This window comes from Rhizobium sp. BK176 (assembly GCF_024808055.1).
The window spans coordinates 70,073-92,583 of the sequence record NZ_JANUBV010000010.1 but is presented as its reverse complement, the minus strand read 5'-3'; the positions used below and the strand labels follow the sequence as shown (position 1 = coordinate 92,583).

The following is a 22,511-nucleotide window of genomic DNA, read 5'->3' as shown; positions in this document are numbered from 1 at the left end:
GCCCCCTGCACGCTTTCAAGTCAGGAAGAGACTTGGGTCGTCAGTAATGACACCTGTCAAGCCAGCACCCCAGAAAGGACGGAGAAGGTGTGGTGCGTTGCACGTCCATGCCCTGACCTTTATCTCGCGCCGACTTGCCTCCTCGAGGAACCCGAAGCTCAACGACTTGTAGTTTAGATGGATCGTGTTTGCCGGGATAGAGGCCAGAACATCGGCCCAGTCACGCGGCAGTTCGCTCCACAGCATGGCGAGCTCGTAGTCTGGATCGAGCCGATGCATCGCTTTTAGCGCTTCGGCATCAAAGCTTGAAATGACGATTTCAGTATGGGGTGCGCGTTTTCTGAGGTGAGAATGGACGGTTTCCGTCAACTGCGCGAGCGATGTGTGGTGCGCGTGCTGCTTGATCTCGACGTTGAGATTGAGCCCGAGGTCGCCGAGACGTTCGATCGCGAGCGCCAGTGTTGGCAGCGCCTCTCCGCGGTAAGCTTCTGAAAACCACGAGCCGGCATCGATGCTTTCAATATCTGCGGCCACCATGTCACCGAGATTGCCGCGCGAGGAAGAGCATCGATCGACAGAAACGTCGTGAATGACGACAGCCGTTCCATCCTGCAGGAGTGCAACATCGAGCTCGACCCATTTGCAGCCCTGCTCAGCAGCGGCCCGGAAGGCTGCAATCGTATTCTCGGGAGCAACGGCCGAAGCGCCCCGATGTGCATGGACCTCGTTACGCGCCGGACCGATGCGCTGCTGGGAAATCGTCATGTTCTGGCTTTCTGTTGGCTGCTACATTCCGGTTATGATGCCGGTGCGACATCTGTTCGTTTGCCGGTTTCGCGGTTAAACGGATGCATGGCGCTGACACGGGCATAGACTGGAAATTTTGCCGCTTCAGCGACTTCTGGACGTCCGGGGACGCTGAGGATGGCGGTATGGCCGCGATCGCCGAGGCGCACGTGAAGATGGCTTTCTCCACCGATCGGCTCCAGAAGCTCGGCCGTCGCGTTGAGACGGATTGACGGTTCGGCTGGCTCGACCAGCGACAGCTGATCGGGGCGCACGCCGACGATATCGGTCCCAGTGGGAAACTCAAAGCTATGTTGGCCGTTGGAGTCGGCGATGACCTCAATCGGCATCAGATTCATTGGTGGGGATCCGATGAAGCCAGCGACGAACAGGCTTGCAGGGCGGTCGTAGACTTCGACAGGCGAGCCTATTTGCTCGACGAGCCCGCCATTCATCACCACCAGCCGATCGGCGAGCGTCATTGCTTCAAGCTGATCGTGGGTGACGTAGATGCTCGTCGTCTTCAGCCGACGCTGGAGCCGGCGGATTTCGACACGCATCTGGACACGTAGCTTGGCGTCAAGGTTTGAGAGCGGCTCGTCGAACAGGAACGCTGCTGGCTCGCGCACGATCGCTCTGCCCATCGCGACGCGCTGCCTTTGACCTCCCGACAGCTCGCGTGGTCTTCGTTCAAGCATCGGCCCGATCTCGAGAATCTCGGCCGCCTCATGCACGCGTCGGTCAATTTCGGCCCGGGGCGTTCTCCTGTTTTTCAGCCCGTATTCCAGATTGCCGCGCACCGTCATATGCGGATAGAGCGCATAGTTCTGGAAGACCATTGCAATATCGCGCTCTGCAGGCTCGGCATTGTTGACGTTGCGACCGGCAATTTCGATTTTCCCGTCGCTGACCGTTTCCAAGCCCGCAATCATCCGAAGCAATGTAGACTTGCCGCAGCCAGATGGTCCGACGAGGACGATCAGTTCGCCATCGGCAACAGAAAGGGTGACGCCTTTGACGGCAGGTACGGAGCCGTAATTCTTCTTGAGGTCGACGATTTCGATCGTGGCCATTCTTACTTCTCCGTTTCAACCAGGCCTTTGACGAAAAGGCGTTGCATGGCGAGGATGACGAGGACGGGTGGCAGGGCAGCGAGGATGACCGCAGCCATGACGAGGTTCCAGCGGGGCTCTGCATCAGCAACCGCCGCCATGCGCTGGATGCCCATGACCACCGTGTAAAGGCTTGGATCGGTGGTGATCAAAAGTGGCCAGAGGTATTGGTTCCAACCAAGCACGAACAGAATGATGAAGAGCGCTGCGATGTTGGTCACCGAGAGGGGCAGAAGAATATCGCGAAAGAACTTCATCGGTCCGGCGCCATCGACGCGTGCGGCCTCCATCAGTTCTTCCGGCACGGTCAGAAAGAACTGGCGGAACAGGAACGTTGCTGTTGCCGAAGCAATCAACGGAATGATCAGTCCACCATAATTGTTGAGGAGCCCTAGGTCGGCAACAACCTTGAAGGTCGGCACAATGCGCACCTCGACCGGGAGCATCAAGGTGATGAAGATCATCCAGAAGGCAAGGGTTCGGAATGGGAAACGGAAATAGACGATCGCAAATGCCGACAGGATGGAGATGACGATCTTCCCGACTGCGACACCAACGGCCATGACGAGTGAGTTGAGCATCATCGGCCCGATTGGCGGCGCGCCCGAACTCGTCATCCCGGCCGACAGCATCGTTGCATAGTTCTCGATAAGGTGGGGACCTGGAACAAGGGGAACGACGTCGGAAAGGAAGTCGGTGCCGCCATGGGTTGAGGCGATGAAAGCGACGTAGACAGGAAAAACGACGATGGCAACACCGACAATCAGAACAAGGTGGGCCAGGAGGTTCAGGAATGGACGGTTCTCAACCATGGGCGGAGCGCTTTCAATATTGGACACGCCGCTCGATGAAGCGGAACTGGATTGCGGTAAGGCCACAGACAATCAGCATCAGGATGACGGACTGGGCGGCCGAGGAGCCAAGGTTGAGGCCAATGAAGCCGTCGAAATAGACCTTGTAGACAAGGATCTCAGTTGCGCGTGCCGGACCGCCCTGTGTCGTTGCGTGGATGATCCCGAACGTGTCGAACATTGCGTAGACGATGTTGATGACCATCAGATAGAAGGTCGTCGGAGAAATGAGCGGGAAGACGATTGTCCAGAAGCGCTTGACGGGACCGGCTCCGTCGATTGCACCAGCCTCCTGCAGGGATCGCGGGACGGACTGCAAGCCCGCAAGGAAAAACAGGAAGTTATAGGAGATCTGCTTCCACGTGGCCGCAATGACAATGAGCACCATTGCATCGGTTGCGTTGACCAGATGGTTCCAGTTGATCCCAATTGCGCGCAGCATGTAGGCCACGATGCCGATCGATGGATTGAACATGAACCACCAAAGAATGCCAGCAATCGCGGGTGCGACGGCATAGGGCCAGACCAGCAGCGTCGAGTAGGTCCGCGATCCCCGCAGAACGCGCATTGCGGCAACCGCCAGCAGCAGCGAGATCGACAGCGAAAGAAAGGTGACGAGCACGGCAAACACAATGGTATTGCCAAAGGCGCTTATGTAGATCGGGTCGGCAAACAGCTTTCGGTAGTTCGAGAACCACACGAAAGTGGTCTTGAAGCCAAATGCGTCATTACGCAGAAACGACTGCCAGAATGCAGTTCCGGCCGGCCAGAGAAAGAAAACAATGGTTACTAGCATCTGCGGCGCAATCAACAGATAGGGCAGCACCTTGTTCGGAAAGACGGTTCGCTTGGTCTGCATGGTCCCCTCACGCAAGAACAGATGGCAAGGAGAGAGCCGGCTTGACCGGCTCTCGGCCTCGGGGACTATTCGTTGGCCGATTGGAAATCGCGCAGTTGCTCGTTGCCACGGCTAACTACCGAGTCCAGCGCTTCCTTGGCTGATTTCTTGCCGCCAAGAAGAGCTGCGAACTCGTCATCGATGATGCCGCGTACCTGCACGTAGTTACCGAAGCGGATACCCTTGGAATTTTCCGTCGGGGCGACCCGTGTCAGTTGCTTGATGCCAACGTCCGAACCAGGGTTCTTTTCATAATAGCCCTGGTCCTGGCCGAGCTTGTAGGCTGCTTCGGTAATGGGAAGGTAGCCGGAGAACTGGTGCCAGTCAGCCTGGACTTCGGGCTTCTGGAGATAGGTGTAGAACTTTGCCACTCCCTTGTACTCGTCTGCCGGTCTGCCTTGCAGGGTCCAGAGTGTTGCACCGCCGATGATGGAATTCATCGGTTCCTTGATCACGTCGTTGTAGTAGGGCAGGGGCGCGAAGCCGACCTTGAAGCTCTTGGCGTTGTTGACGACGCCCGCGCGCCCTGCCGAGGAGTTCATGTACATGGCGCATTCCTGCGAGTAGAACATCGGGGGAGCATTGTCACCGCCACCTGGTCCACCGTATTTGAAAAGGCCCTCGTCCTGCCACTTCTTGAGGTTGTCCCAGTGGTGCACCGTGAGGTCGTTGTTGAAGGTGAATTCGGCGTCCACTCCGCCGAACCCGTTGGCCTTCGTTGAATAAGGCTTGTCGTGCAGGGCGTTCAGATTTTCTGTCTGGATCCAAGAGATCCACGCGCTGGTGAACCCGCATTTGGCGGCGCCTGACGTGACTATCTTCCGCGAGAAGGATTCGACGTCCGCCCACGTCTTTGGCGGGGTTTCCGGATCGAGGCCGGCCTTCTGAAAGACGTCCTTGTTGTAATACATGATTGGCGTCGAGGAATTGAAAGGCAAGGACAGCACGTTCCCGTCCGTATCGGAGTAGTAGCCGACTACCGGAGTAAGAAACTTGCTCTGATCCCAGGCTTCGCCCTGGTCCTTCATCAACTGGTAGATCGGGTAGATGGCGCCCTTTGCTGCCATCATCGTGCCCGTCCCGACTTCATAGACCTGTACGATTGCGGGTTGCTGGTTGGCTCTGAACGCCGCGATAGCGCCGGTCAGTGTTTCATCATAGGTGCCCTTGAATACAGGCACGATTTCATAGTCGCTCTGCGAAGCATTGAAATTCTTGGCGATCTCTTCGAGCTTGGCGCCGTTTTCGCCTCCCATGGCATGCCACCACTGGATCTTGGTCGCCGCGGACGCAGCCTGCGACGCCAGAAGAACTGCCGCTACACCTGCGGACAGGAACAAAGCCGTCTTTTTCATGCTCACTCCCTTTTTGGTTCAGAGCCTCCCGCTCCAAACTTGTCCGGGACCGTATCAGGCAAAGTTCATTTTGCAAGAACAAATGTTCATATGAACATTTGTTCTGACCTTTCAGGGAAGGGATGCAGCGTGCCCGTTCGAGCGAGAGCGATAGGCCGAAGGTTTCGCCCGCCCCGACGTCAATTCGACTGTAAATTAGGTAAAGCTAATTAACTTTAAAACAAACAGAGAACGGCAGTGGAACATTAAAAGTTGCATTTGCTTTGATAGTATTGCAACTTCCTCTTCATCGAAGGTGGAACGCGATGAGGTACCTGTTCCATAGCCATGTCAGAACCTCTCTCCTTGCCGTGGTCCTCTACGGCGTGATTGGTATTGCTCTTGTCCAGCCCGACCTGTCGACTGATGCGAAAGCCCTTATTGCGCTTGCAGTGCTTGGAGCATTGTTGGCCCTTGCGATGCTCACGATGGAGCCCGGTGTCGTCGGGTCCCCTGAGCCCTCCGAAACCGTGTCGCCTGCGACACTCACCGCAAATGAGATTGCCACGCTTCTATGGCTGATGCGGCGAGGCAAACAGCGTTTCTCGGAAACATCCGAGAGCATATGGTCGATGCATCAGATGGGCGTTGTCGTCCGCCCATGGCAGGGATGCAACGCATGGATGGTCAGCAACGAGATATGGAACGAACGGGAAGACTTCATGTCCGCGAGGCTGCTGCTCTACACACCGGATAGGTTCCCCCAAGACGGCGCGTTCATATAAGCGACGACCTCGCCGGTCCTGCCAGGTTAAAAACGCCTTTCCGTCTTTTCCCATCTCGGGTGACGAGATTGATCAGACGTCCCGCAGACCCTGTGCCAATCGCTGCAACTCCTTGAATGCACCATAGCGTCTTGCGTGAATATCAGCGACGCCTCCCGGGGAAGGAATGTACGTCTTGTCAACCGTCGTCAGCCTGTTCATGGCTTCGCGGACGTTGGCAAAACAGCCGCCTGCTACGGCTCCTAGGATCGCAGCCCCCAACAGGACCGGCTCTTCAGCCTTCGTCGCCACGACGGGCTTGCCGCTTGCGTCTGCGAGGAGCTGACGGACGAAGGCATGCTGGCCGGCGCCGCCGCTGATGACGACGTTTTCGAACTCAACACCAGCATCTGCCTGTGCATCGATGATCTGTCGCAGCCCGTATCCAATGCCGTAGAGGCCTGCGACATAGAACTGGACAAGATTATCGATGTCACGCTCCATTCCAAGTCCTGCTATGATCGCTCGGGCGTGCGGGTCGGCGAGTGGCGCGCGGTTTCCGAGAAACTCGGGCACGACATGCATGCCGGTTACAAGTGAGACCGCATCCGAGGGCGTTGCGGCCTTTTCGGCGGCAAGTTCGGCGAGCATGACGGGAAGCGCCATGCTCTTTGCCTTGGCAAGATCGGTTGCCTCGGCGGCGGCAGGATGGAAGGAAAGGAGCTGATCGATCGCTGCTCCGGCGGCACTTTGACCACCTTCGTTCAGCCACAGACCGGGTACCATCGCCGAGTAGTAGGGTCCCCACACTCCCTGCACGAAGGCCCGTTCGTTCGTCGATGTCATGGTACAGGATGAGGTGCCAAAGACGTAGGCGAGGTTCGAGGTCGGTCCGCCACCAAACCCGACCGTTCCGATCCCTCCGGCATGGGCGTCGATAAGACCGGCAGCGACTGCCGTACCCGGAACTAGCCCCAGTTCCTCGGCTGCAAGTGCAGTCAGTCCCTGGCCCAGAGCTGAGCCAGGCTCGACAATTGCCTGGCCGATGCGAGAAAATCCCTCGTCTGCAAGCGACCCCAGGCCGATGTCCTGGAAATAGCTGGCATCCCAACGGCTTTCGTGGGCGAGATATGTCCACTTGCAGGTGACCGTGCAGGTGGATCGGGAGAGATCGCCGGTCGCGCGCCAGGTCAGGAAATCCGCGAGGTCGAAGAATTGCCATGCCGCGTCGAACACCTGTGGCTTGTTCTCCTTAAGCCAGAGCAGCTTCGGCGTTTCCATTTCCGGCGAGATGCGGCCGCCAACGTAACGCAAGACCTGGTGACCGAGTTCGTTGATGCGTTCGGCCTGCGGCACTGCCCGGTGATCCATCCAGACGATGATGTTTCGATCGGGATCCTCGGACGGCCCGACGGGCAGGGGCGCACCCCCGTCTCCCAGCACCACGAGCGAGCAGGTCGCATCAAATCCCATGCCGACAACATTGGCTGGATCAATAGCTGCGATGCGAACGGCTTCGCGGACGGAATTGCAGACCGCCTGCCATATTTCGCTGGTTGACTGCTCCACGATTGAGCCCGCTTCACGGTAGAGGGTGATGTCCCTTTTGGCCGAGGATAGCATCTGTCCTGAAAGGTCGAACACCCCTGCGCGAGCGCTTCCGGTGCCAACGTCAACTCCGATGACGTAGCTGGCGTCGGTTGGCGGGATTTGGGTTAAGTCGCTCATGGTCTCTGGTGTCTCCGGGCATGAATGGCTCGTCTCCGCGTGGTCGCGGAGATCGCCCCTTAAAGGTCGACGCTGTTCGGAAGTATCACCAGATCGCGCACAGTCACGTTGCGCGGTCTGGAAAGCATGAACAGCACGCAGTCGGCGACTTCCTTCGGCTGCATAAGGCTTCCATTCGCGAGCGCCTCGTCCATCTTCGCCTTCGGCCAGTCATCGAGAAGGGCGGTGACCACCGGACCCGGGAGTACAGCGCCAACCCTTACGCCGTGTTGGGCAACCTGACGACGTGTCGAGTGCACGAAGGCCTGGACCGCGAACTTTGACGCCGTATAGATCGGTTCCCATACAACCGGCACCATGCCGGCGATCGAGCTGGTGAACAGGATGTCTCCGGATTTCTGGGCAATCAGGTGCGGCAGGACTGCGTGAACCGAGCGGAAGGCCGCGTTGATGTTCAGATTGAGCATCCGGTCCCAGGCATCTGGGTCGCCTTCGGCTACTTGCCCGCCGATGTAAGCACCGGCATTGGCATGGAAAATGTCGAGTCTGCCCGCTATGTCCAGGATGCGGGGCAATATTCCCGACAGCTGCTTGCCGTCGAGAAGGTCGACGACCAGCGGGAAGGCTCGTTCGCCCAACTCCTCACAGATCGCCTCAAGCCTGTCCTTGGCGCGGTCGATAAGGACGACGGTGGCACCCTCGGCGTGAAGCGTGCGGGCACATTCCAAGCCTATGCCGGACGCCGAACCGGTGATGGCAGCAACTTTGCCTTTCATGAGGTCGGTCATGCTGAAACTCCAATGATATTAGGCGCGTCCATGGCTGACGCGGGAACGACGGGCAAGCGAGTCAACGATCACGGCGGTCGCAAGAACGCCTCCGGTAATCATGTAACGCAGCGAGGAACTGAGGTTGAGCAGGGTAAGGCCGTTGGAGATCGCCTGGATGACGATGATCCCGAGCAGGGCCGAATAGGCGCTGCCACGGCCACCGAAGAGGCTGGTTCCGCCGATCACGGCTGCCGCGATGGCATTCAGGTTCACATCGCCGGTACCAGCCTGCTGACTGGACGATGCCAGGCGCGAGGCGGACAGGATCCCGCCGATGGTCGCAAGTGTCGAGCAGAGCACGAAGGCGCTCAGGTAGATACGGCGGACGTTGATGCCGGCGCGCCTTGCGGCTTCGCGATTGCCGCCAACCGCAAACATCGAGCGTCCCCACTTTGTACGGGTCAGTGCGTAGTTGAGTACAACGGCAATCGCCACGAACAGACCGAACATCCACGGGATGCCTCTGCCGAGATTGAGGTAGTATGTCGCAAATTCGAGCGCGGCCGTGAGAACGATGGCCTTGATGGCCGTTGCTGCGAACGGTTGCGACGACAGGTTGACCGCGGCGCGATGCTGACGCGTTCTGATGCCTTTCGCGATGATGGCGGCACCAGGGATCAGGGCGAGCATATAGGACAGCCAGTCCGGCATCACGAGAATCTGGCCGAAGCGGACGAGGGACGATGCGTAAGGCAGGTTGATGCTGCCGGTCGGGCCAAGGATATAGAGCTGCATTCCAAGGAGCGCCAACAGACCAGCCAGGGTGGCGACGAAACTCGGCATACCAAGCCGGTTGAACAGGACGGCATAGATGGTTCCGACCAGCGCACCGGCGACAATCGCGGCAACGATCGCGACGGCAAATGGCAAGCCGTTGTTCACCCAGAGAACACCGAGAATGGCTGACGACAATCCACTCATGGAACCGACCGACAGGTCGATCTCGCCAAGCATCAGGACGCAGACAATGCCGAGCGAGATGACGCCGACAGTCGCACAGTCAAACAGAAGGTTCACGAGGTTGTTGGGTGCCAGGAATACCGGGTTCAGAATCGAAAAGACCAGCGAGATGACGATCAATCCGACAGCGACAGGCAGCATGCCGAGGTCACCGGATTTCACGCGGTCGATGAAGGCACCGACCATCGCCATGACGCTGTCGTCATGCCGGACACGCTCATCGCTTCGGTCGAGTGCTGCGGCCGGCGCATTGATGGGGGTGGTTGGTTTCTGGCTCATGCCGGTCTCCCGCTGGTTTCCTGGGGCCCACCGGCTTTCCGCTCGATGCGGCGGGAGACGGAGTTTTCGGTCGCACCGGTGATGGCCGCCACGAGTTCATGATTGGACGCGTCGGGTGTAAAGACGCCATTGTTCCTGCCGAGCCGCAGCACGACGATCCGGTCAGCGACCGCGCGGACATCTTCCATGTTGTGGCTGATGATGATGACGCCGAGGCCACGGTCGCGGACGCGCTCGATGAGATTGAGCACCTCTGCGGTCTGCGCGACGCCGAGTGCGGCGGTCGGCTCGTCAAGCATGATGATCTTTGGATTGAGGAGGAGCGAGCGGGCGATAGCCACTGTCTGGCGCTGTCCACCCGAAAGGGATGCAATCGGTTCCCTCACCGAAGGAATGCGTGCCGCAAGCTCCCTGAGCAGCGTCCAGGCGCGGACTTCCATCGCAACCTCATCGAGGCCCCAGGGTGAAAGCTCATGGCCAAGGAAGAGGTTTGCCACGACATCGAGGTTTTCGCACAGGGCGAGATCCTGAAACACGGTCGCGATGCCGAGTTCAAGCGCCGTGCCAGGGCTGTCGAGCGTAACACTCTGTCCGCAGAACTCGATCGACCCGGCGGAGGGCTGATGAACCCCGGCAAGGACCTTGACCAGCGTCGACTTGCCCGCACCGTTGTCGCCAACAAGGGCGACGACCTCACCGGCCTTCACTTCCAGTTCGATGTCGGTCAGCGCCGAGACGGCACCAAAGTGTTTCGACACGTTCTTGAGTCGGAGGATGGGTTGTCCTCGCTCCGGCATATTGCTTGCTGTGGTGCTCATGGCTGAAGCCCTTTGTGCTTCCAGAAAAGTCCGGCCGCACATCGTGCGACCGGAATGACAAGGCGGTTCTTACTTAAGGATGCCGAGCTTCTTGCAGCCTTCCGCATATTCACCGGTGCAGATCTGCTCTGGTGTCTGGATCTTCTTGTCGAAGATCTCGGCCTTGATGTTCTCGGCAGTGACGACCGCTGGAATGAAGAGCTGCGACGGCGTGTTATAAAGCGTGGTCTTGGCTTCCGGCTTTTCACCCTTGAGCATCTGGACTGCGACGTTGGCTGCTGCCGCGGCAACCACTTCGGAAGGCTTGGAGATCGTATTATACTGGTCACCGGAGATGACGAGCTGCAGTGCTGCGATCGTCGCGTCGTTGCCTGTCACCGGCGGTACAGGATTGACACCAGCTGCCTTGAATGCGGCAATGGCGCCGCCGGCGGTGCCGTCATTTGCTGCCACGACACCCTTGATGTCGCCACCGAAGCGGGTGATCTGGCCTGCGGCCCATTCCTGAGCCTTCGGCGGAGCCCATTCCGGAGTGTCGTATTCAGCCAGCGTCTTGTAGGTAGATTCCTTCAGGCCACGGTGAATGCCGTCGCGGATCAGACCCGCTGCCGCATCAGTCGGCGATCCGTTGATTTCAAGGACCCCCGCGCCATCTGCCACGCCAGTTGCCTTAAGATGTTCGACGAGAGACTTGGCGATTGCATAACCGATACCTTCGTTGTCGAAGGAGACGTAGAAGTCGGCAGGCTTGTCAGGAACCGGGCGGTCGTAGGCGATTACCTTGACACCCTGGGACTGGGCGAGTTCGACGAGGCCGGCCGCAGCGGCTGAATCGACCGGGTCAAGAACGACGACCTTGGCTCCCTGGGCGATTACCGAGTTGAACTGCTGCTGCTGGAGCGACGCGTCGGCATTGGCATTCTGGTAGACGACCGTGCACTTGGGGCAAAGCTTCTCCATCTCCGCCTTGAACCCCGGGAAATCGTGCTGCTCGTAGCGCGTCGACGCCTGGTCCGGCATCAGAAACGCCACAGTTGACGCTTCCTGCGCTGATGCTGCAGCGGCAGTGCCAAGGGCAATGGCGGCCGAGGCCAAAAGCAAATTAAAAGACTTCATTCTCTCCTCCTACGTTTAAATGACGACAAAAACAGGCTGAGGCATTGTCGACGGTCGCCGCGAATTCACCATGGGGCGCACGGCAGGCCATGGACGCCAGATCACGAGATTCGATGTTGCGGCTTCTTTAGAGCATCACCCTCCCGCGCCGGACTCCCGCCGGCTTGCTTCATCGATTGCACCTCTTTGCTCAATCGATGAAGCAACAATTGCCACCTCTTCATAAAGGTGTCAAGGTGGCGGCGAAATGGAGATTGAAATTTGACTCGCCCAAAGCAGGCCAAGCGCACCACCATCTACGATCTTGCGAGCCTCGCAGGAACGTCGGCGAGCGCTGTCAGTGCGGTTCTTAACGGGAACTGGAAGAAGCGGCGTATCAGCAGTCAACTCGCCGAGAAAATTACACGCCTGGCCGAGGAGCAGGGTTATGCGACCAACATGCAGGCAAGCCTTCTTCGGCGTGACAAGTCGCACATCATTGGAATGATCGTTCCGAAATACGACAATCGGTACTTCGGTTCGATCGTCGAAAGTTTTGAGGACATGGCGCGTGCTCGCGGGCTGTTTCCGATTATTACCTGCACGCGGCGCGATCCGCAGCTCGAGGTCGAGGCAGCGCGCACCATGCTTTCCTATCAGGTGGACTGCCTGATCTCGACGGGTGCGACGGATCCAGACCGGATCACCGAAATGTGTTCGGCGGCGGGTGTTCGCAGCATCAACCTCGATCTGCCCGGCACTCTGGCGCCATCCGTGATCTCGGACAATTTTGAAGGCGCACGGGAACTGACCCGAAAAATCCTGCTGAACTGCGAGCGCCAGCTAAACGAGAAGAACCCGCTCCTGTTCATCGGCGGCCGTGGCAGCGATCACAATACGGCCGAACGTATTCGAGGCTTCCGACAGGCCCATTCCGAAATGGGCGTTTCCGTCAGCGAGGAGAATATCCTGCCTTGCGGATATGCGCCCGAGAAGGCGGAAAAGGCGCTTGATGAGCTAGTCGCCCGCGGCGTTTTGCCGGCTAAAGGCATGTTCGTCAATTCTACGATCTCGCTCGAAGGCGTGATGCGGTGGCTGCGACGGGCCGGGGCGATCGACCGCCAGGATGTCGTCATCGGCTGCTTCGACTGGGATCCGTTTGCAGCCCTTCTCGGGCATCACATCGAAATGGTGCGGCAAAACGTGCCGGCCATGCTCGAAAAAATGTTCGAAATGATCGAGGCGGGGCAAACGAAGCCGGTTGTGGTGCAAGTGCCGCCGATCATGCCGGACGAAGAGGGGCCGCTGGTTTCGCGGGAAGAGGCGTTGAAGGCGCAGACGGCCTATAGGAACGCTGGCTAACGCCACGCAGCTCCGGATTTGGTTCTCGCCTCCTTTGATTAATCCCTTTGAAAACGGCATTCCGACCGATTCTGGCCCGAAGAGGCAGATCGCCTGAAGGTCGGGCGCGCAAAAAAGACGGACTGGGCTTTTTCGTCCGTTTTCGGCGCTACGTCCTTTTGTAACGCAGCCATTCGCCCAGTTCCCGGTCGGCGATGGAATGGCGGATGATGCTGCCGTATGGCAGGTCGACGAGGACACCTGCATCGTCACGACGACCGATTTCTTCATGCCGGTTGTCGATGATCCTTGTTGATTTCGGACGCATGCAGCGACGACCGCAATTTCCGACGTTTATGCCATGGGCGGCAAGCCCATCCTCGCACTGGCAATCCTCGCTATGCCGATCAGCAAAGTCTTGCCTCGAGATTGCATGGGCGGTCCGAAATTTACAGCCCTCCAGCGTCATGACCTTCGTTGGGCGCCGTCCTGATCCATCTCGATGCGCCCGTCGAGGAACGTAACGCTGCGGCGATGCCATGGCCTCGAATATCGGCAACCGTGAACAGGACCTCTCTTGAAGAGAGACTTGGCCGTGAAGCGAATACGGTAGCAGTTTTCAAATGCGGCGTGATCAAGAGACCACCAGAACTTTGGTCCGTCAGGGAGGAAGACGTCACTGCTTCCAATCCTCAGCGACGTTAAAGCGGCTAAACAAGCACCTCCTGTCGCGCAAACTGCCATTCTGAAGGTTTTGCTATTAGAATCCCGCCTTCTTCAGGCCCTCACGATAGAGATCCTTGTGCCATTGCTCCTTGCTCGGGACCGCAGAAAGCCATCGGTCGACATCAAAGTCTGGATTGGCTTCGCGAAATCTCCGCACGTGGAGCCGCGCCTTTTCCTGATTGTCCAACATCGCCCAGCTTGCGGCAGAAAGCCTGTCAGCCAGGGTGGGGTCGGCCATTTGACCGATGTAATCCAGTGCCCGGTTGAAATCGGCGAGGGCATAACTCGCCCCTGCAGCCGTCCAGAGGTAAGTGTCGGGGCTGAGGGGGTTGAGCTCGATTGCTCGCTCGATCTTCTGCAACGCCATCGCAGGTAGGGAGCAATGGACGAGCGTGTCAGCGTAGTCGGCGATGACGTCGGCATAGTGCGGCCCACAGGTTTCCGCCAATTCCATTGCTTCGGCGCTTTCGTCGAACTGCCCCTTTAGCAATCTGGCGACGCCCAACTCGCGGTAAGCGTCAGCGAAGTCGGAACGCGTCCGGCCTGCTTGCTTCGCTAATGTTTCGGCCGTGTTCAGCAGTTCGATATCACCTCGCGCTGTCAACAGCCATTCCTTCGAATAGGTCCGCGCCATTGAACTTAGCGCTGGCGCGAAGTTCGGGCTCACGTTCAGCGCCGCTTTCATCTCTGCACGCGCACGCCGCAAGTTCGGAAGCGTCAAGCGCACCAGGTGGCGCCTGCCAACCAGATATCGATGATAGGCTACTGGACTGAGATTGTCTCGCAGGCTTTCATATCGTTCTATTTCTCTGCAAACAGACAGCGCAACCTGTCGGGTAACCGCCCTTCTGTCCTTGGCAAGAGCCATGTGGTGGAGGCTGAAACGCTCCGCCCATATGACCTGGTGCTGGTCAAAGTAGATGAGCTGGACGAACAGTGTGGCGTCGTCCGTGTCGCCGCTGGTGCTGGTGTCAAGGACGTAGTTAACGCGATGTCGCGCACAAAAATCTGACTGTGTCCTTGCATCCTTGCCCACTTGAGCTGCTGAGTAAGGCGCAATCACCTGAACGCTGTCGAAGGCGCAGAAACCAATCGTGATGTCCTCGATGAGTGATCCAGCAAGTTGCCACGCAGTTGACTGCACGGATTGACTCCGGGGTGGCAGCAACATCAGGCGGGGGACCGCGGCTACCACGTCTTCGCTCGCAGATGTAACGTCGTCTGAAGGTCCGGCCGGTTGAGTTGACGATGTCAACACGTCGCCGTCAGATCTCAGGCGGCTACTCTTCAATGAAAGGGAAATCTGACGACGTTCGACATCCTTTCTAAGGGATGCCACGTATTCTTCAGCGTTGAGGATCTGTAAAATAAAGCGCTTTGTTTCTGGATTGTGTGGATCCAGCCAGGAGAGTGTCGTCGCCGCTCGTCGCAAGATATCGGGCGCTTCTTTTCCTTTTGGCAGCTTTGAGGCGTCTCTCAACGTCTCCTTGAGAAGGCATGCATGATAATTCTCCCGCTCGGCGAACCACCTTCTAAATTCCTGGCTCGCACTTTGAGAGGTCCCCAAAAATGGCTGGCTGAGAATTTTCAAAAGGTCCTGGAGGAACGCGACTGGCTCGCGCTCCGCTCCACCGGCTTCGAGGAGGAGGTCCGAGCACAAAGCCTGTCGGTTAATCGAGAGCAGTCCGTTTTCAGAGGACAGTATTACGGTGCCCAGTTCATTCTGACGCGCCATAATTCTGGAGACCGCCTTTCTCAGCGTAGTACGCGCGACGTCGTCATCTGCGTCGCCCCATAGAAAGCGTGCTATTGCCGGACGATCTGCCTGGCCCTGATCGGACGTGAGCAAGTATACGAAGAGCAGCAGTCCTTTTTCGGGAAACACGACGGTATCGCCATTTCGGTCGAGTAGCTGCAGCCGGCCAAAAGTCCTCAAAAAAAACGTCATGCCGACCTTCATATTGGATTCATTTGCTTTGCAACAGACTGTCCGAATGTTCTGTGCGGATCAACACGCATCTCTACTTGCCGGAAGAGCCTGTTGTCGCCCGCAAGGTGTCCCCGCATCTGCGATGGCGGAAGAGGATGGAGTCGAACCCACCCGAGACAGCCTCGCTGCCCCACCCGGATTTGAAGTCCGGACGCCCCACCGAGGACGGTTCTCGTCCTTAACTGCTGACTGACCGAGCTTCGCCATGGAGGTCGAGCCTGTGCGGGGCGGCCCTCTCATGGAAGACGCCATCATGGAAAGCTGCGACTTCCTGACCGCATAGGCGGTTCCCTCACACGGGATCTAATTCCAGAAATCTCCGGTGGACGAGCGAATGATCACGGTGGAATATATGACGCGTGATCGAACGAGCTTTTAGCGAACGAATGCCGGTGTCCGCATGAAAGGAGCGAATCATGAAACTGATCATCCGTACCACCATATTATCCTTGTTGGCATGGGCCGCTCACGGTGCGGAGCCATACACCTTGACTTCGGCAGAAAGCAAGATCGCCGAACTCGGCGCGACAAACTTTGCCCAAGCATCGAACTCCTCTTTCATTTCATGTTCCAATCTCTGCACAAGCGATGACCATCACGTCGCCTGTACCATAGCCGACAAAGCCGGTGCACGGTCCGAAGTGCAATGCTCATACAAGTCAGAGGGCTGCAAGAAGCAGTGAAAAACCACGGGCCATTTGCGGGCATTTACGGCTACTCGTTCGCTGCCATTACGTCTTTGGACATGCGCCATAACTAACGCCGTCCGGCAAGGCGGCGTTGGGCGCGACTGATCGTGACGGACGAACGCACTGCCGCTGGTCTCCTAAAGCAGGGCGATCATTCCCGCAAACACCGTTCCTGCGCCGATCCACGCACCAAATGCGGGTCTCTCTCATGTGACTGCCCATATCATCGGAAGCACGGGGACTGGCGTCGTCGCCGGTGTGCCCAACAGATCGACCGGGCGTCGCTGCTCCAGCCTGTCGACGATCTTTCCAGCCATCGTTCGGCTTCGCCAAGTGATCCGAAAACTCAATTGCCCTTGCAAGAATCTTGGCAAACCTCCATGCCCGCCCGCGTTTCTCCCGGCTTAGCAGCTGCGGAGGGGCGTTCCTTCGGGGGTGCTTTACAGCCCGTCAAGGAGAAGATCGTGTGCGTTGAGGGCGTTGCGAAACTTTCGCGGCAGAATCCTCGCTGCCACAAAGAAGCCTCACGACTTTCTGCAGGGCCCCGTAATCGTTATCTCGAGCGATCCTTGCCATGAATGATCGACCTCCGCGTCATCGTCGGCATGTGTCGTCTGCCCTTTTTCAAGAAATCGAGCCGGCAACAGGCGAAGAGAACGGGGCGAGCCGCTGGTTACCGGTTCGCCCCGCATCCGTTCGATGACTAGCCGATCTGCAGGATGACGACGTCCCGGGCCGGGACTTCGACCTTGCTGCCCTGGTAGTGGTGGCCGGGCGGCCAGGATGCAGCCTTTCCGGCTTGAATGCACCCATGGGCCTCGGCAAGCCTGACCTCCGTCATTTGTGTTTCCCGCGTCGGGTTGACGAGCCACACGAAGCTGCCGTTTTCGCCCTTGTGTACCCGGGCGAAAAGGCCGGTATTGGACAATGCGGCGTGACGCTCGATGCTCGTCCAGTCGATCAGCGCCCCGAAGAACGCCCGGTTGGCCTTTCCGTTGGTCGTGAAGTAACCAACCGACGGATTTGTGCCGATCAGGAGTGTGCGCCCTTCGCCATAGCCGTTCTCGACAACCGCCAGGCGGCCGTCGTCGAACGTCCCGCGTGCTTTTCCCCTGGTTACTTCATAGGACTGGAGCATGCCCCCGCCCTGGACGTCGCGGCCGCCAAAATTGAAGCGGATCCGGTCACCGATGTCGGGCATGTATTCGACATCGACCTGACGGGCCCCGAACATCACATCGAGCCCGAGGTTCGGCTGTTGCTGACCGACATGGCCGCGGTCGCCGAAATATCCGGGGCATGCCTCGCAGATCAACGTTCCGCCATTTTCGACCCAGGTCTTCAACCGGTCCGCCTGTTCCGACGTAAACATGATCGGGTAGGGGAAGTAGAGCACACGATAGCTGTCGATGTCGTCGATATGCACCCAGTCAGGCTGAACGCCCTGGTCAAGGAACGCCCTGTAGGCACCCCACATGGCATCCTTGTAGGGTTTCTCCTTTCGGTCGTGGTTGAGAAGATAGTCCCATTCCTGCGTCTCGCGCACGACGATGATCCCGATTTCTCCGCGAACGGGCTTTGCCGCCCAGAGGTTTGCCTGGGCAGGATCATTGGCCCACTTGCCGAGCGACGCCTGCATCTCCGATCGCGGCGTACGCGAGCCGTCCATGCCGTACGCACCAAAGGCCCCAAACAGAGGTCCGTCGAGCAATGGCCTGTAGCGCAGGTTCATCATCCCGCGTGCGCCCCCGGCAAGTGACGTCAGGCTCCAGATCCGGATGTCTTCCGGCTCGGCGACACGTCCGTCCTCCTTGTCACGCCCGATCACCTGGGGCTGCAGCCAAAGAGGGCCCGCCTGACGTTCTGCATGCCAGAATGGTTTTCCGCGTGCCGCAGCACGATTGATGTCGACGCCGTACCAGGTTTTCCACGGCTCCGTGCCTTTCCGTGCCTGGATCCATGTATAGCCGTAGAGCTCAACCTTCGACGCTGCCAGCCAATCGTCGCAGCCATGCGAGGCCATGTCGGGTATGGCACCCGAGACGCCGTGCGCGGCAATCAGGCACTTGCTGTCGACTGACCGGATCGTGTCGATGCGCCACTGCATCTGCTCATAAAAGTTCTCACGCTTGAACTGCAGCCAGTCGATGCACTCAGGATAGGCTGCCATCTGGACGGGGGGCTCGATATCGTCCCATTCCGCATAGCTGTAGCGATACCATGCCTTGGCCAATGTCTTGAGGTTCCCGTACTTCGCCTTGAGCCACGTCCTGAAGGCAGCCTTCGTATAGCTGCTATAGTCGACGTCCTCTGCGTAGTTGCATTCGTTCCAGATATCATAGCCGTAGAGCGCCGGATGATCCTTGTAGCGCTTGGCCATTGCCGTCAGAAACCGGCCGGCCGCCTCGCGCACCTCCGGGCAGTTCAGGGTCAGAACGCCACCACCATTCTTGCCAAAACCGCCTGTCGCTGACGACACGCCCATGTTTGAACTGAGCTTCCTGCCATCTGACGTGATCTGGATCGCATGGGCATATTTGCGGACCGCCCAGTCAGGAACGGTCTGTGTCATCTCGGCAATGATGGTCCTTATTCCGTTTTTTGCGGCAAGATCGAGCTGCCGGTCATATTCTTCCCAGTCGTAGACGCCGGGTGCCGTCTCGATCGCGCCCCACATGAACCAGTGGCGGAAAACGTTCAGGCCGTCTTCGGCCGCGACGCCATAGTCGCGGTCCCAATGCTCCTGCGGGGGATTTGATTTTCGGAAGTAAACGGCCCCGTAGGGAAACTGGATGTCATCACGTACCATTCTATGGTCCTCCAAGATTTGGGAAATACCAGACATGGCTTCGCCGTCCGACGTGTCGGCGCCGGTTGTTGAGGCATCAGCCGAGCGTCAGGGGATAAGGTTAGCGGGCGCCTCCGGAGAGCCGTTCGAGTGTCTTGATCAGCGCGGAATGGTCACGCTCGCCGTCTCCCGAGGCAACCGCGGCATTCATGAGCTGCTGCGTCGCCGCAGTGTTTGGCAGAGCGAGATCCAGCGCACGCGCAGCGTCCACCGCCAGCGTCATGTCCTTTCGGTGCAAGCGGATCCGAAAGCCTGGATCGAACGCCTCCTTGACCATGCGCTCGCCGTGCACTTCGAGGATCCGGGAAGAGGCAAATCCGCCCATCAGCGCCTCGCGCACCTTGGCGGGATCTGCGCCTGCTCGTTTCGAAAACAGGAGCGCTTCCGATACGGCCTCGATTGTCAGCCCGACAATGATCTGGTTGGCGACCTTTGCGGTTTGACCGTCACCGACACCGCCGACAAGGGTGATGTTCTTGCCCATCTTGTCGAGAAGTGGTCTTGCCCGTCCGAAGGCCTGTTCCTTGCCGCCGACCATGATCGTCAACGAGGCCGCCCGGGCGCCAACTTCGCCTCCCGATACCGGCGCGTCCAGATAGTCACAGTCGAGCGCTTCAACGCGCGCGGCAAAATCCTTCGTGGCGACCGGCGAAATGGAACTCATGTCGATGACCAGCTTGCCCGCCGAAAGACCCGAGGCGACGCCATTCTCGCCAAAAAGGACGGCTTCGACATCCGGGGTATCCGGCAGCATCAGAATGACGATGTCTGAGGTCTCGGCCACTGCCTTGGCGCTGTCGATCGCTTTGCCGCCCTTCTTGACGAGATACTCCGAGGCCTCCTTTACACGGCTGAGGTTGAGCTGATGGCCCGCGTCGATCAGGTGTTCTGCCATCGGACGTCCCATGACGCCCAGTCCGATAAAACCAACGTTCATGTCACGCTCACCTCCGATAGGGGTTCATCCAGCCGAGGCCTTCGCTGGTGCTGGATTTCGGTTTGTATTCGCAGCCGACCCAGCCGTCGTAGCCAAGCCGGTCAAGCTCGGAGAAGATGAAGGGGTAGTTGATCTCGCCGGTGCCGGGCTCGTTTCGTCCCGGATTGTCTGCGATCTGCACATGGGCAATCCTGTCCTCCAGTCGCGCGAAGGTCTCGATCAGGTCGCCCTGCATGATCTGCATGTGGTAGAAGTCGTACTGGATGTAGAGGTTGTCCGAACCGACCTTGTCGAGGATCTGTTCGGCGTGATCCGTCGTCGACAGGAAGAAGCCCGGGATGTCACGCAGATTGATCGGCTCGATCAGCAACCGGATCCCTGCATCCGCTGATCGAGCCGACGCGTATTTGAGATTTTCGACGAGAACCTCCTCCAGGCTGCCGAGGTCGGCACCTGGTGGGACAAGGCCGGAAATGACGTTCAGCTGTTGGCAGGAAAGCGCCGTCGCATAGTCGATCGCCTGGGCGACACCGGCCCGAAATTCCTCGACGCGATCGGGCAGGCAGGCAATCCCGCGTTCGCCGCCCGCCCAATCGCCGGAAGGGACATTGAAGAGCGCCTGTTTCAGTCCGCTTGATGTCAGCGCCTCGGCCACCTTCTCCTTGGGTTCAGCGTAGGGGCCGAGATATTCGAGTGCACCGAACCCGTCCTTGGCGGCTGCCTCGAACCGATCGAGGAAAGGCAGCTCCTGGTATAGAAATGAAAGATTGGCAGAGAATTTTGGCACGTGTTTTCCTTCCTGTGCATTGGCCGGCCTATGCATTGGCCGGCGCAACGAAACGCTGACGGTGCATGAGACGCTTGTCGCGCGGATCGGGGTTGGGAACGGCTGAGATCAGGCTTCTCGTGTAGGCCTCGCGCGGGGCCGTGCAGATCTGGGCGGCGTCACCCAGTTCGACGATCTTGCCGCGATGCATGACTGCGACCCGGTCGCAGAAATATCGGACCACCGAGATGTCGTGCGAGATGAAAAGGAAACTCAAGCCAAGGCGCTGGCGGATGTCGAGCAGGAGATCGAGGATCTGGCTGCGGATCGATACGTCGAGCGCAGCGGTCGCCTCGTCGGCAATGATGATCTTCGGATCAAGAGCCAGCGCCCGGGCAATGCAGATCCTCTGGCGCTGCCCGCCCGAAAACGCATGCGGATAGCGCTCCATCGCCAGTGGATCGAGGCCGACGAGGCGCATCAGTTCGGCAACGCGCTCCTCCAGGGCCTTGCCCTTTGCAAGGCCATTGACGACGAGCGGGTCGCCGATCACCTCTTTTACGGTCATGCGCGGATTGAGCGAGGCGAACGGGTCCTGAAAGACCAGCCGCACCTCGCGATGGAAGGCACGGAGATCCCTTTTCCCGAGCGTTGTGACATCGGTTTCCTGGCCGTCCTTTCCCCGGAAGATCACGGAGCCGGTCGTCGGCTCCACTGTCCTCAGGATCAGCCGTCCGAGTGTTGTCTTGCCGGAGCCACTTTCACCAACAATGCCGAGGTTTTCCCCGGGATAGAGGTCAAAGCTCGCATCGTCGACCGCCTTGAGAGTATTGGTCGTACCGTGCCAGCCGAAGACCTTGCTCAGATTGCGCACGGAAAGGACGGGGGCGGGCGATGCGTTGGCTGCGGCCGTGGCAGGCACGACGCCTTCGACGTGATGTGTGAGCTTTACCGTCGAGGCAAGAAGCTGGCGGGTATAGGAATGCTGCGGATCATGAAAGATCGCATCGACGGTGCCAGCCTCAACGACCCGCCCGAAGCGCATCACGGCCACCTCATCGGCCACCTCCGCCACAACGCCCATGTCGTGTGTGATGAGAAGCATCGCCATTCCGCGTTCGATCTGAAGGCGCTTGATGAGGTCGAGGATCTCTGCCTGGGTGGTCACGTCGAGCGCTGTCGTCGGCTCATCGGCAATCAGGATGTCCGGGTTTGCCGCCAGCGCCATTGCGATCATCGCCCGCTGTCGCATGCCGCCTGAGAATTCGAAGGTGTAGCGATCGCCCATGGTCTCGGGACTTGGAATCTCGACCTGGCGCAAAAGGTCGATCATGCGCGCTCGCGCTGCCTTCCTGTCGAGATCGCTGTGCAGTCTTATCGCCTCCACGATCTGCGAGCCGATGGTGTGGACGGGTGACAGGGAACTCATAGGCTCCTGGAAGATCAGGCCGATGCGCTTGCCGCGAATGGCACGCATTGCCCGGCTGGTCGGTGAAAGTGCGGCGATATCGGTCTCGCCAGATGCTTGCTTGAGGACGATGCGCCCCGCGACAATGCGACCGGGCCGGTCGACGATCTGGAGAAGCGACCGCGCTGTCACGCTCTTGCCCGATCCGCTTTCTCCCACAAGGCACAGTGTCTTGCCACGGCGCAGCTGAAAGCTGACCCTTTCGACGGCATGCAGGATATGGGTGCGAAGGCTGAAGTCGATCGACAGGTTTTCGACACTGAGGACGACGTCGTCGGTTTTGTCGGTCAT

The 22,511-nt window shown here is 58.8% G+C and carries 18 protein-coding genes, 1 tRNA gene and 1 pseudogene; 4 read left to right on the top strand and 16 right to left on the bottom strand.

Annotated features, from left to right (window positions below; all coding sequences use genetic code 11):
- Positions 1 to 15 precede the first annotated feature (15 nt).
- The 5 genes from FHT76_RS25725 to ugpB all read right to left on the bottom strand — a co-directional run bounded on the left by FHT76_RS25725 (position 16) and on the right by ugpB (position 5,002).
- Positions 16 to 765 carry a glycerophosphodiester phosphodiesterase family protein gene (locus tag FHT76_RS25725; protein ID WP_183863970.1) on the bottom strand — a complete coding sequence of 250 codons (750 nt, stop codon included), beginning with the start codon at positions 763 to 765 and terminating at the stop codon, positions 16 to 18.
- A gap of 32 nt (positions 766 to 797) precedes the next feature.
- Complete coding sequence (gene ugpC, locus FHT76_RS25720) at positions 798 to 1,859, bottom strand: sn-glycerol-3-phosphate ABC transporter ATP-binding protein UgpC (protein ID WP_259185952.1); 1,062 nt, start codon at positions 1,857 to 1,859, stop codon at positions 798 to 800.
- Positions 1,860 to 1,861: 2 nt separating this feature from the next.
- Positions 1,862 to 2,710 (bottom strand): sn-glycerol-3-phosphate ABC transporter permease UgpE, encoded by an 849-nt coding sequence (gene ugpE / locus FHT76_RS25715; protein WP_183756073.1) that lies wholly within the window; start codon positions 2,708 to 2,710, stop codon positions 1,862 to 1,864.
- 13 nt (positions 2,711 to 2,723) lie between these two features.
- Positions 2,724 to 3,608, bottom strand: a complete 885-nt coding sequence (ugpA, locus tag FHT76_RS25710) for a sn-glycerol-3-phosphate ABC transporter permease UgpA (protein WP_183756072.1) — start codon at positions 3,606 to 3,608, stop codon at positions 2,724 to 2,726.
- 65 nt (positions 3,609 to 3,673) lie between these two features.
- Positions 3,674 to 5,002 (bottom strand): sn-glycerol-3-phosphate ABC transporter substrate-binding protein UgpB, encoded by a 1,329-nt coding sequence (gene ugpB, locus FHT76_RS25705; protein ID WP_183756071.1) that lies wholly within the window; start codon positions 5,000 to 5,002, stop codon positions 3,674 to 3,676.
- A 305-nt stretch (positions 5,003 to 5,307) separates the two neighbouring features.
- On the opposite strand from ugpB, the gene FHT76_RS25700 reads away from it, so the two are divergent.
- Positions 5,308 to 5,766, top strand: a complete 459-nt coding sequence (locus FHT76_RS25700) for a hypothetical protein (RefSeq protein ID WP_259185950.1) — start codon at positions 5,308 to 5,310, stop codon at positions 5,764 to 5,766.
- A 72-nt stretch (positions 5,767 to 5,838) separates the two neighbouring features.
- On the opposite strand, the gene FHT76_RS25695 is transcribed toward FHT76_RS25700, so the two are convergent.
- The 5 genes from FHT76_RS25695 to FHT76_RS25675 all read right to left on the bottom strand — a co-directional run bounded on the left by FHT76_RS25695 (position 5,839) and on the right by FHT76_RS25675 (position 11,476).
- On the bottom strand, positions 5,839 to 7,473 hold the full coding sequence (locus tag FHT76_RS25695; protein ID WP_183756069.1) for an FGGY-family carbohydrate kinase: 1,635 nt from the start codon (positions 7,471 to 7,473) through the stop codon (positions 5,839 to 5,841).
- A 59-nt stretch (positions 7,474 to 7,532) separates the two neighbouring features.
- Entirely contained in the window at positions 7,533 to 8,261 is a 729-nt protein-coding gene (locus FHT76_RS25690; protein WP_183863966.1) for an SDR family oxidoreductase, read from the bottom strand.
- 18 nt (positions 8,262 to 8,279) lie between these two features.
- Positions 8,280 to 9,542: a sugar ABC transporter permease gene (locus tag FHT76_RS25685; protein WP_183863965.1), complete on the bottom strand. Its 1,263-nt coding sequence runs from the start codon at positions 9,540 to 9,542 to the stop codon at positions 8,280 to 8,282.
- Positions 9,539 to 10,360, bottom strand: coding sequence for an ATP-binding cassette domain-containing protein (locus FHT76_RS25680; protein ID WP_210280939.1), 822 nt, complete (start codon positions 10,358 to 10,360; stop codon positions 9,539 to 9,541). Before FHT76_RS25680 ends, FHT76_RS25685 begins: the two co-directional genes overlap by 4 nt.
- A gap of 69 nt (positions 10,361 to 10,429) precedes the next feature.
- Complete coding sequence (locus FHT76_RS25675; RefSeq protein ID WP_183756066.1) at positions 10,430 to 11,476, bottom strand: sugar ABC transporter substrate-binding protein; 1,047 nt, start codon at positions 11,474 to 11,476, stop codon at positions 10,430 to 10,432.
- A gap of 261 nt (positions 11,477 to 11,737) precedes the next feature.
- Between FHT76_RS25675 and FHT76_RS25670 the strand changes: the two genes are divergently transcribed.
- Together FHT76_RS25670 and FHT76_RS25665 are read left to right on the top strand one after the other, a co-directional pair.
- Positions 11,738 to 12,817 carry a LacI family DNA-binding transcriptional regulator gene (locus FHT76_RS25670; RefSeq protein WP_183863964.1) on the top strand — a complete coding sequence of 360 codons (1,080 nt, stop codon included), beginning with the start codon at positions 11,738 to 11,740 and terminating at the stop codon, positions 12,815 to 12,817.
- 187 nt (positions 12,818 to 13,004) lie between these two features.
- Positions 13,005 to 13,226, top strand: a pseudogene (locus FHT76_RS25665) (AIR synthase related protein); the annotation flags it as partial.
- A gap of 330 nt (positions 13,227 to 13,556) precedes the next feature.
- Here the strand turns inward: FHT76_RS25665 and FHT76_RS25660 are convergent.
- Together FHT76_RS25660 and FHT76_RS25655 are read right to left on the bottom strand one after the other, a co-directional pair.
- Positions 13,557 to 15,470 (bottom strand): hypothetical protein, encoded by a 1,914-nt coding sequence (locus tag FHT76_RS25660; RefSeq protein WP_183864008.1) that lies wholly within the window; start codon positions 15,468 to 15,470, stop codon positions 13,557 to 13,559.
- A gap of 125 nt (positions 15,471 to 15,595) precedes the next feature.
- A tRNA-Sec gene (locus tag FHT76_RS25655) sits at positions 15,596 to 15,690 on the bottom strand.
- 238 nt (positions 15,691 to 15,928) lie between these two features.
- On the opposite strand from FHT76_RS25655, the gene FHT76_RS25650 reads away from it, so the two are divergent.
- Complete coding sequence (locus FHT76_RS25650; protein ID WP_183863963.1) at positions 15,929 to 16,195, top strand: hypothetical protein; 267 nt, start codon at positions 15,929 to 15,931, stop codon at positions 16,193 to 16,195.
- Between the two features lie 709 nt (positions 16,196 to 16,904).
- On the opposite strand, the gene FHT76_RS25645 is transcribed toward FHT76_RS25650, so the two are convergent.
- From FHT76_RS25645 to FHT76_RS25630, 4 genes are all read right to left on the bottom strand, one after another.
- Positions 16,905 to 19,010, bottom strand: coding sequence for a beta-galactosidase (locus FHT76_RS25645; protein ID WP_183863962.1), 2,106 nt, complete (start codon positions 19,008 to 19,010; stop codon positions 16,905 to 16,907).
- Positions 19,011 to 19,110: 100 nt separating this feature from the next.
- Positions 19,111 to 19,986, bottom strand: a complete 876-nt coding sequence (locus tag FHT76_RS25640) for a 2-hydroxy-3-oxopropionate reductase (protein ID WP_259185949.1) — start codon at positions 19,984 to 19,986, stop codon at positions 19,111 to 19,113.
- Between the two features lie 7 nt (positions 19,987 to 19,993).
- Positions 19,994 to 20,773 carry a 2-oxo-tetronate isomerase gene (otnI, locus tag FHT76_RS25635; protein WP_183863960.1) on the bottom strand — a complete coding sequence of 260 codons (780 nt, stop codon included), beginning with the start codon at positions 20,771 to 20,773 and terminating at the stop codon, positions 19,994 to 19,996.
- 28 nt (positions 20,774 to 20,801) lie between these two features.
- Positions 20,802 to 22,511, bottom strand: coding sequence for an ABC transporter ATP-binding protein (locus FHT76_RS25630; protein WP_183863959.1), 1,710 nt, complete (start codon positions 22,509 to 22,511; stop codon positions 20,802 to 20,804).